Source organism: Actinomycetospora chlora, assembly GCF_039542135.1.
Classification (GTDB): Bacteria; Actinomycetota; Actinomycetes; order Mycobacteriales; family Pseudonocardiaceae; genus Actinomycetospora; species Actinomycetospora chlora.
In genome coordinates this window covers 1-9,172 of sequence record NZ_BAABHO010000096.1, presented here as the reverse complement: position 1 = coordinate 9,172, position 9,172 = coordinate 1, and the positions used below count along the sequence as shown (strand labels likewise).

The window sequence follows — 9,172 nt, the reverse complement described above, 5'->3', positions numbered from 1 at the left end:
CTCCGGGGCCGGCCGGGGCTCCGGCCCGGGGGTGTCGCGCTCGCGATCGGCGGCCGGCCCGGGTCCGGGTGCCGCGCCCCACCCGTCCCACGCGCCCCCCTCGGTCGGCCAGCCGGCGGGCGGCGCGCCCGCGGCGGCCTCGGGTGGCGGCGCGTGGTGGTGGCCGTGTCCCGGGTCCTGGTGGCTCTGCACCATGAGCCGCAGCAGCATCATCAGCCCCGACGCCTGCTCGGCGAGGCGGGCCGTCAGCTCCGGCTGCTCGCCGCGCAGGGCAGCGACGAGCGCGCAGATCGGGCACCACGAGCAGGGCCCGGCGCTCTGCGGGGGACGCATCCCGAGCCGGCGCGACCCGGTGGGCGGGCTGGTCGCGCCCCCGGTCGGTGCGGCCGGCGGGGCCTCGACCCGCGTCCCCAGCCAGTCGAGCAGGGCGGACGCCGTCGCGCGGGCCTCCGCGGTGAGCCGCTCCTGGGCCGCCCGACCGGCATCGCTCCCCGGCGTGGTCACCGCATCCACACCGTGGGGTCGGGGCGGAAGACCACCGAGAGCAGGTCGTCGGCGAGGTCCGCGCCGGTGACCTCGCAACGGCGCAGCACCGGGGGCAGGGCGACCGCGCGGCGGCGCCCGTCGACGGTCACGGCGAGCTCGTCGCCGATGCGCGCCAGGTCGACCTCGGCGTCGCCGATGCCCGCGACGTGCAGGTCGAGCACGAACTCGCTGTCGGGCGCGGTGCCCGTGCCCGCGGTGCGGCGGACCGCGACGAGCGCCCGCCCGACCGGGCCGTCCAGGGGGTCGTCGTCGCCGTAGAGGGTCTCGGCCAGGCCCGCGAGGGCGTCGACGCCGACGGGCTCGCCGGCGTGGTGGGCCACCCGGCGCACCGGCACGTCGCCGCCCGCACCGGTGAGGTCGGCCAGCACGGCCTCCTGCTCGGCGCGCCGGGTGCGGACCCAGGCGGCGGCCTCGCCGCGACCCCCGGCGTCGGGCACCAGGCGGTTGGCGACCATCCCGTCGACGTGCAGCCCGTGCAGCGCCAGCGCGGTCAGGGTGCGGCGGGTCTCGGCGGCGACGACCCGCTCCGGGGTGAGGACCAGGCGGATCGTCGTCGTGCGGTGGTCGGCGAGCAGGTCGCGCAGGCCGGCGAGCTGCTCGGCGAGCCGGGAGAGCGAGGCCGCGGCGGCGTCCCACCGCGCGACGGTGGCGCTGCTGCCCGCCAGGCCCGCGAGCACGCCCCGCACGGCGCGGCGGTGGGTGGGGAACAGCCGCTCGAGGTAGGAGCCCAGCGCCTCGGGCAGGGCGAGCAGCCGCAGCGTCTCGGCGGTCGGGCCGCAGTCGACCACCACGACCTCCCAGGGGCCGTCGGCGGTGGCGCGACGCACGTCCTCGAGCGCGAGCAGCTCCTCGACACCGGGCAGGACCGTCAGCTCGTCGGCGACCATCTCGTCGACCCCGGCCCCCGCCAGGAGCGTCCGCAGCTGGGTGCGCAGCGGCTCCCAGGCGTCGTCGACCAGCGCGCGGGTGTCGATGTGCGCGGCGAACAGGCCCGGGAACGTCTCCGGCGCGACCTCCCGCGGCGTGCCGTCGAGCCGCGCGTCGAGCGCGTCGCCCAGGGAGTGCGCCGGGTCCGCGGACAGGACGAGCACCTTGCGCCCGCCCCGCGCCAGGGCGACCGCCGTCGCTGCCGCCGTGGTGGTCTTCCCGACCCCGCCCTTGCCGGTGAACAGCAGGACCCGCACTCAGCCCTCCACGCGACGCTTCAGCCCGGTCAGCGCCTGGTCCATGATGCGCTTCTCGGCCCGTCGCTTGAGCAGGCCGGGCAGCGGCACGGCGAGATCCACCGAGAGGGTGTAGGTGACCTCGGTGCCGTCGCCGGCCTCGGCGAGCCGGTAGCGGCCGCGCTGCGAGCGCTGGACCTGCCCGGACACGAGGTCCCAGGTGACGCCGTCGTCCTGCCAGTCGTAGGCCAGGACGTAGTTGTCCTTGATCGGGCCGGCGTCCAGGTTGAACCGGACCTGCTCGGGCCGTCCCTCGTCGTCGTGCGTCAGCACCTGGGCCGCGGTGATCGAGTCCGCCCACTCCGGATACGCGGGGAAGTCGGCGATGACCCCGAGCACATCGGAAGCCGGGGCCGCGATCGTGATGGACTGCGTCGACTCGTCGGCCATGGCGCGGAAGGCTACCGCCGCGCCCCCGGCCCGCGGCACGCCCCGTGGGCCCGTCCGGGGCTCCCGTGACGGCCCCCTCACCGGATCACGCGGACGTGATCGGGCGCTCACCCGGCCGTCCCGCCGTCCAGGCCGCGGGCGGCACGCCCGGTGGCCGCCCGGCCTCGAGACGGTCCTTGAGCCCGAACGCGACCGCCTTGGCCGCCCGCTGGCGCCGCACGGCCTCCCGGGTCGCGGCGCGGCGCGGGAGGGCCTCCCCCACCGGGTCGACGCGCAGGAAGTAGTGCAGGACGGTGCCGTCGCCGACGGCCTCGAGCCAGACCTCCATGCTCCCCCGCCACGCGTCCCCCACGACGCTCCAGCGCACGCCCTGCGGTCCCCGGTCGGCGAACACCCGCAGCGCGAGGTCGGGCCACAGGTCGCGCCAGCCCTCCGGGTCCGCGAACTCGGCGGCCAGGCGCTCTGGGGGCACGGCGAGGAAGGTCTCGTCCACCACGTCGACGGTCGCCACGCACCCAGCGTGGCAGGGGCCCTCGGGGCCGTGCGCGTTGGGCGAAATGTCCGGCTACCAGGAGGTACGAGCCGGGACTATGGTCACTGCCGACGCACAGGCGCGGGGCAGGAGTGACGCAGATGCAGCAGTACACGGAGCCGGCGACCGCCAAGGTGGCCGACGACGACAACCTCACCGCCGCGCCGTGGGGCAACGCGGAGGCGCACGGCGGGGAGGTGGCCTACCGCCGCCTGCAGAACGACGAGTGGCAGGACGTCACCTTCGCGACGTTCCGCGACGAGGTCGCCACCGCCGCCAAGGGCTTCGTCGCCGCCGGCCTGCAGCCCGGCGACCGGGTCGGGCTGATCTCGCACACCCGCTACGAGTGGACGCTGCTCGACTACGCCCTCTGGGCCGCCGGCGCGGTGACGCTGCCGATCTACGAGACGTCGTCGGCCGACCAGGTGGAGTGGTGCCTGTCGGACTCCGGCGCCCGGGGCGTCATCGTGGAGTCCGACGAGCACCGCGAGATCGTCGAGGGCCTGCGCGAGAAGCTCCCCCACCTCGAGCACGTGTGGCAGATCGACGGCGCCGACGGCGCGGTGAGCAGCCTGCGCGACGCGGGCCGCGACGTCGACGACGCGACGCTCGAGCAGCGCCGCACGGCGGTGCACGCCGACGACCTCGCGACGTTGATCTACACGTCGGGCACCACGGGCCGCCCCAAGGGCTGCGAGATCACCCACCGCAACCTGCTGTTCGAGGTCCGTGCGGTGGCCGACACGTTCAGCGACCTCATGCAGCCGGGCAACTCGACGCTGCTGTTCCTGCCGCTGGCGCACATCTTCGCCCGCGTCATCCAGTGCGCCGCGATGGAGTACCGCTACACGATCGGGCACTTCGCGGACACCAAGAAGCTGACCACCGAGCTGCCCCGCTTCCGGCCGGACTTCCTGCTCTCGGTGCCGCGGGTGTTCGAGAAGGTCTACAACGGCGCCAAGGTCAAGGCCCACAACGACGGCAAGGGCCGCATCTTCGACATGGCCGAGGCCACGGCCGTCTCCTACAGCGAGTCGCTCGACAAGGGCGGCCCCGGGATCGCCCTGCGCCTGCAGCACGCGCTGTTCGACAAGCTCGTCTACACCAAGCTGCGCGCCGCGCTGGGCGGGAAGTGCACCGGCGCGGTCTCGGGCGGGTCCGCGCTCGGCGCCCGCATCGGCCACTTCTTCCGCGGCATCGGCGTGCCGATCCACGAGGGCTACGGCCTCACCGAGACCAGCGCGGCGATCACCGCGAACCCGAACCGCGCGATCCGGATCGGCACCGTCGGCAAGCCGATCCCGGGCGTCACGGTCGCGATCGGCGACGACGGGGAGATCCTGGCCAAGGGCGACGTCGTGTTCCGGGGCTACTGGAACAACGAGCAGGCGACGACGGAGACGATCGTCGACGGCTGGTTCCACACCGGCGACCTCGGTAGCCTCGACGACGACGGCTACCTGTCGATCACCGGGCGCAAGAAGGAGCTCATCGTCACCGCCGGCGGCAAGAACGTCGCCCCTGCGGTGCTCGAGGACCGCGTCCGCGCCCACCGCCTCGTCAGCCAGGCCCTCGTCGTCGGCGACGATCGGCCCTACATCGGCGCCCTGGTCACCCTCGACGCCGAGGCCCTGCCCGGCTGGAGCTCCGAGCACGGCAAGAGCTCCAGCGACCCGGCCGACCTCGCCGACGACCCCGACGTCCAGGCCGAGATCTCCGCGGCCATCGACGAGGCGAACAAGGCCGTCTCGCGTGCCGAGGCGATCCGGCAGTGGCGCATCCTGCCGAGCGACTTCACCGAGGAGAGCGGCGAGCTCACCCCGACGATGAAGCTCAAGCGCAACGTCATCGCCGAGAAGCGCGCCGACGAGATCGAGGCCGTTTACCAGAGCTGATTGGTCGCGGTCGCCCCTGGACGCAGCGAACGTGCGGTTCGCTGCTTCTACGCGCGCGAAGTCCCCGTTGATCTAGCCGGCGGCGAGTGTGCGCAGGCGGGCGGCGCGGGCCTCCCAGGTCCAGTCGGCGCGCATCCAGGCGCGGCCGGCGTCGCCCATGGCCCGCGCGGCGTCCGGGTCGATCAGCAGGTCGGCCAGGGTGTCGGCGACGTCGTGGCGGTCGCGGCCGTCGACGAGCCGCCCGGTCTCGCCGGGACGCACGGTCTCGGGCGCACCGCCCGAGCGCCCGGCGACGACGGGGACGCCGCTGGCCTGGGCCTCGAGCAGCACGATGCCCAGGCCCTCGACGTCGAGCCCGCCGCCGAGCGTCCGGCACGGCAGGGCCGACACGTCGACGGCGGCGTGGTGCGCGGCGACCTCGTCGGGCGCCATGGGGCCGGTGAACACGACGTGGTCGGCGACCCCGTGGCTGCGCGCGAGGCGCCGGAGGCGGTCGCGGTCCGGGCCGTCACCGGCGATGAGCAGCGCCGCGCCCGGGATGACCTCCCGCAGCCGGGGCAGCGCGGCGATGAGCACGTCCTGGCCCTTGCGGCGCACCAGCCGGGACACGCAGCCGACGACCGGCCGCTCCCCCAGCCCGTAGCGCCGGCGGATGTCCGCCCGCGCGCCCGGGTCGGGGCGGAAGCGGTCGGTGTCGATGCCCGAGGGCAGCGGTTCGAGGGCCGCGTCGGGCCCGAGCGCCGCGGCGATGCGACCGCGGGTGTAGCGGCTGACGGTGGTGACGACGTCGCAGTCGCCTCCGATGCGGTGCAGCAGCCGGCGGCTCCCCGGCAGCATCGACCAGCCGACCTCGTGGCCGTGGGTGCTCGCGAGCACGCGCCGCACCCCGGCCCGCCGCAGGGCCGGCGCCATCAGCCCGAGCGGCGCGGCCGCCCCGAACCAGACGGTCTCGACGTCCCGGCCGCGGACGAGCTCCGCCGCCCGCCGCGTCGCGCCCGGCGTGGGCAGCATCATGGTCGTCGGGAGCCGGTGCACCTCGAACGGCTGGGCCGCGTCGAAGCGCCGGCAGGCCGCGAGCCCCTCGTCGGTGCGGTTCCAGGTGGACGCGAGGACCACGAGCTCGCCGGGCGGCAGGCGGGCGGCGAGCGCGTGCAGGTAGGACTGGATGCCACCCGGTCGGGGCGGGAAGTCGTTGGTGACCAGCAGCGTGCGCGCCACGGGCCGGAGCCTCGCACGGGCGTCCGCGACGACCCGCCACGGGCCGGGCGCCGCTACGCGGTCCCGCGGACGAACTCCGCGACCGCCGCGTTCACGACCCCCGGGTGCGTGGCGCTGAGGAAGTGCTGGCCGCCCTCGACGACCCGCAGCTCCGCCCGCGGGGCGTTCGTGAACCGCCCGATCCCGTCCTTGGCGTTGGCGACGGAGTAGACGCGGTCGTCCGTGCCGTGCAGCCAGAGCACCGGGCAGCGCACGGCGTCGAGGCGCCCGAGCAGGCCGTCGCGGTCGCGCAGGTTGATCGAACTGGTGCGCAGCCGCCGGCGCCCCGCGTCGCCGACGTAGTTCTGCTGGTGGACGCCGTGCCAGAACGCCCGCGTCTCCGGGTCGACGTCCGGCCCGAAGCCTTCCGGGAGGACGGCGTCGACGAGCTCGAGCGGGATGACCCAGTCGTCGGCGACCGGCTCGGCCAGCGCGTCGATGGCCGGGCTGAGGAACGCGATGCCGTCCCAGCACCCGAGCTCGCGGCTGCGCGGGCTCTCGGCGTCCATCGACGTGCCGAGCGGGATCACCCCGCGGACGACGTCCGGGGCCAGCAGCGCCATCCGGACCGCGATCCAGCCGCCCTGCGAGGTCCCCAGCACGAACGCCCGGTCGATGCCGAGGCCGTCGAGCACCTGCAGCGCCGCCACGGCGCTGTCCCAGTAGGTGAAGTCGGCGTACCCGCCGCGCGTGGCGCCGTGCCCGTAGGGCTCGATGGCGAGGAGGTTGGCGGTCCGCGTCAGCTCCTCGTCGGCGAACTGCGCCCGGTAGAGCTCCACCGAGGTCGTGAAGGAGTTGAGCAGGACGACGGTCGGCCGTGCCGGGTCGTACTCGTCGGCCAGGGCGTACCCGATGGTCGAGGAGCCGAGGTGGGGCACGGTGATCGTCTGGGTGCTCATGGTGCCGACCCTGTGACCGGCACCACGCCCGTGTCAACGACGCGGGCACACCCTCAGAGGACGATGCGCCGCACGCCGGAGAGGTTGCTGCGGACGTCGGACACCTTCACGACGTCGCCGGACTGCGGGGCCTCGAGGAACTTGCCGCCGCCGACGTAGATGCCGACGTGCGTGACCGGGCTGTTGAAGAACAGCAGGTCGCCGGGTCGGGCGTCCTTCGGCTCGACCGGGACGCCGATCAGCGCCTGCTGGCGCGACACCCGCGGCAGGCCGACCCCGACCTGGCGGTAGGCCCACTGGACGAGCCCCGAGCAGTCGTAGGTGCTCGGCCCGGTGGCGCCCCAGACGTAGGGCTTGCCCTGCTGGGTGAGCGCCGTGCGCAGCGCGTCCATCGCGACGCCGGTGCCCGGGATGTTCGTCGGCCACGCCGTGGTGCCCCCGCGCCGGAGGGCGGCGCGCGTGGCGGGCGAGGCCTCGGCCAGCGCGTCCTCGGCCGCCGCGACCTCCCGGTCGGCGTCGGCCTTCCGCGCGGCGGCCTCGTCGGCGGTGCGCTGCGCGTCCGACGCCGAGCGCTGCGCATCGAGGTCGCGGGCGGCGGCGTCGCGCTCGGCGGTCTCCGCGACCGCGGTGGCGTCGAGGAAGCGCTGGACGAACCGCTGGTTCTCCGTCGAGACCTGGTCGAGCAGGGTGGTGCGGTCGAGGTAGGACTGCGGGGACTCGGCACCCAGCAGCGCGGACAGCGGGTCGAGCTGGCCGCCCTGGAACGCGGCGCGTGACACCTGGTCGACGTCGACGAACGCGCGGTCGCGGTCGGCGCGGGCGGCGTCGGCGGCCTGGTGCGCGGCCTCGGCGTCACGGCGTGTCCGGTCGGCCTCGCCCCGGCGGACCCCGAGCTGGTCCTGCGCGTCCAGCGACGCCTCCGTGGCGTCGGCCGCTCGGGCGTTGGCCTGCGCGAGCGCCGTGACGGCGTCGTCGGCGCCGGGCGGGACGATGGGGTCGGCCGCGGCGGGCGCGGCGGCGGGCCCGGCCGCGAGGAACAGCCCGACCAGCACGGCCACGAGCGTGGGCACGAACACGGCCCCGAATCCGGACACGTGCCGCGCGGCCCGTCGCGCGGCCGGACGGGGTCGCGCACCGGCGCCGAGCGGCCGGACCACAGGGGGGTGGTCGGCCCCGCGCGCCGCGGGACGGGGGGACACCACGGTGTCGTCGGGTCCTCTCTGCGATGCCCGGCACGGCCGCGCCCCCGGGCCCGCCGACGCCGCGGGGCGGTCGGCGGACCGGACGCGTCGGCCCCCGACGGCCTCGATCCGGAACCCCCGGCGGCGCATGCGGCGCGCCGTGGGCGAGCAGAGATTACCGGACCGTAGGTCGCGTCCTTCACGGGTCGGCCCCGGACGGCGGGCGACCGTCCGGCCGACGCCGCACGGCCTCCTGACCTGCGGGGACTCACCCGACGTCCCGCGCGCGGCGGGCCGTGGCGCGGGGCCGCTCGGCGGCCGCGGGCGGCGGCGCGGGCGGCACGAGACGCAGGCGCGGGATGAGCCCGTGGTCGGCCAGGACCTCGAGCGCCCGCTGCTCGACAGGCCCGAACTCGAGCGGCAACGGGCCGCCCGGCGCCGCGTCGCTGGGCGTCGCCGGCGTCCGCGCCGGGACGTCAGGCGTGCCGAGCAGCACGCCGACGACGCAGTCGTGGCAGGCGACGTCGCGGACGGCGCAGGTGTCGCAGTCGATGAGCACGGTGGGCCTCCTGGCGGGGAGCCCCGGCGGTTCCGGGGTCGTGGGGCGCACGCTAGGAGCGACCCCCGACAACGCCGGCTCAGATGCGCGACAGGCGGCTCAGGAACACGCTCGACGGGACCGGGTGGGCGCCGCCGCGGCGCACCGAGTCGACCACCGCGCGGTCGGACGTCACGACCACCAGCGGCCGGCCCTCGGGCTCCGCCCCGACCAGCGAGCGGATGAGGTCGTCGGCCAGCACACCCGGCTCGCTGAACAGCACGCGCACCCCGCGTACGGAGTGCGTCGGCACGTTGGTGATGCCGGCGCCGTCGAAGACCAGCGTCGTCTCCGCCCCGGTCCGCGCCGCCAGCGGCGCCACGGCCGCGACCAGCCGCTCGCGCTGCGCGGCCAGCGACAGCTCCGGCCAGCCCGTCTTGGTGACGTTGTAGCCGTCCACGACGAGGTGCACCTCGGGCAGCGCGAGCAGCCGGTCGAGCGCGGCGGGGTCGGTGACGCGGGCCTTCGGCGTGGCTCCCGAGCCGGCGCCGACGAGCTCGGCGGGCCGGGCGCCGGCGTCGGTGCCCCGCAGGCCGAGCTCGTGGCGCAGGCCCTCCGCGGCGCCCGCGACGGTGTCGACGAGCAGGCCGAGCCGCGCGTCGTCGGCGCGGCGGGCCTCCAGCGACGCCCGGCGGGCGCCGGCGAGCTCGT

Annotated in this window: 10 protein-coding genes; 1 reads left to right on the top strand and 9 read right to left on the bottom strand. The window is 76.1% G+C overall.

Annotation, left to right across the window (positions count from 1 at the left end; genetic code table 11):
• The 4 genes from ABD994_RS30615 to ABD994_RS30600 form a co-directional block, all read right to left on the bottom strand.
• A partial coding sequence (locus ABD994_RS30615; RefSeq protein WP_345425299.1) for a hypothetical protein occupies positions 1-504 on the bottom strand: 504 nt, incomplete at its 3' end.
• Entirely contained in the window at positions 501-1,730 is a 1,230-nt protein-coding gene (locus ABD994_RS30610; RefSeq protein ID WP_345425295.1) for an ArsA family ATPase, read from the bottom strand. The genes ABD994_RS30610 and ABD994_RS30615, both read right to left, overlap by 4 nt.
• A complete protein-coding gene (locus tag ABD994_RS30605) occupies positions 1,731-2,159 on the bottom strand; it encodes an SRPBCC family protein (RefSeq protein ID WP_345425292.1) in 429 nt (142 codons plus the stop codon).
• Positions 2,160-2,244: 85 nt separating this feature from the next.
• Positions 2,245-2,670 carry a polyketide cyclase / dehydrase and lipid transport gene (locus ABD994_RS30600; RefSeq protein WP_345425287.1) on the bottom strand — a complete coding sequence of 142 codons (426 nt, stop codon included), beginning with the start codon at positions 2,668-2,670 and terminating at the stop codon, positions 2,245-2,247.
• Between the two features lie 122 nt (positions 2,671-2,792).
• Here ABD994_RS30600 and ABD994_RS30595 point away from each other — a divergent pair, with 122 nt between their 5' ends.
• Entirely contained in the window at positions 2,793-4,586 is a 1,794-nt protein-coding gene (locus ABD994_RS30595; RefSeq protein ID WP_345425282.1) for an AMP-dependent synthetase/ligase, read from the top strand.
• Positions 4,587-4,658: 72 nt separating this feature from the next.
• Here ABD994_RS30595 and ABD994_RS30590 read toward each other — a convergent pair whose 3' ends face one another.
• From ABD994_RS30590 to ABD994_RS30570, 5 genes are all read right to left on the bottom strand, one after another.
• Positions 4,659-5,804: a glycosyltransferase family 4 protein gene (locus ABD994_RS30590; protein ID WP_345425279.1), complete on the bottom strand. Its 1,146-nt coding sequence runs from the start codon at positions 5,802-5,804 to the stop codon at positions 4,659-4,661.
• A gap of 53 nt (positions 5,805-5,857) precedes the next feature.
• The gene (locus ABD994_RS30585) at positions 5,858-6,742 is read right to left on the bottom strand and encodes an alpha/beta fold hydrolase (protein WP_345425276.1); all 885 of its coding nucleotides are present in this window, start codon (positions 6,740-6,742) and stop codon (positions 5,858-5,860) included.
• Positions 6,743-6,795: 53 nt separating this feature from the next.
• A complete protein-coding gene (locus ABD994_RS30580) occupies positions 6,796-7,818 on the bottom strand; it encodes a C40 family peptidase (RefSeq protein ID WP_345425273.1) in 1,023 nt (340 codons plus the stop codon).
• A gap of 373 nt (positions 7,819-8,191) precedes the next feature.
• Positions 8,192-8,482 carry a hypothetical protein gene (locus tag ABD994_RS30575; protein WP_345425270.1) on the bottom strand — a complete coding sequence of 97 codons (291 nt, stop codon included), beginning with the start codon at positions 8,480-8,482 and terminating at the stop codon, positions 8,192-8,194.
• Between the two features lie 79 nt (positions 8,483-8,561).
• Positions 8,562-9,172 (bottom strand): NYN domain-containing protein (locus ABD994_RS30570; RefSeq protein WP_345425267.1); only part of this gene is annotated, 611 nt, incomplete at its 5' end.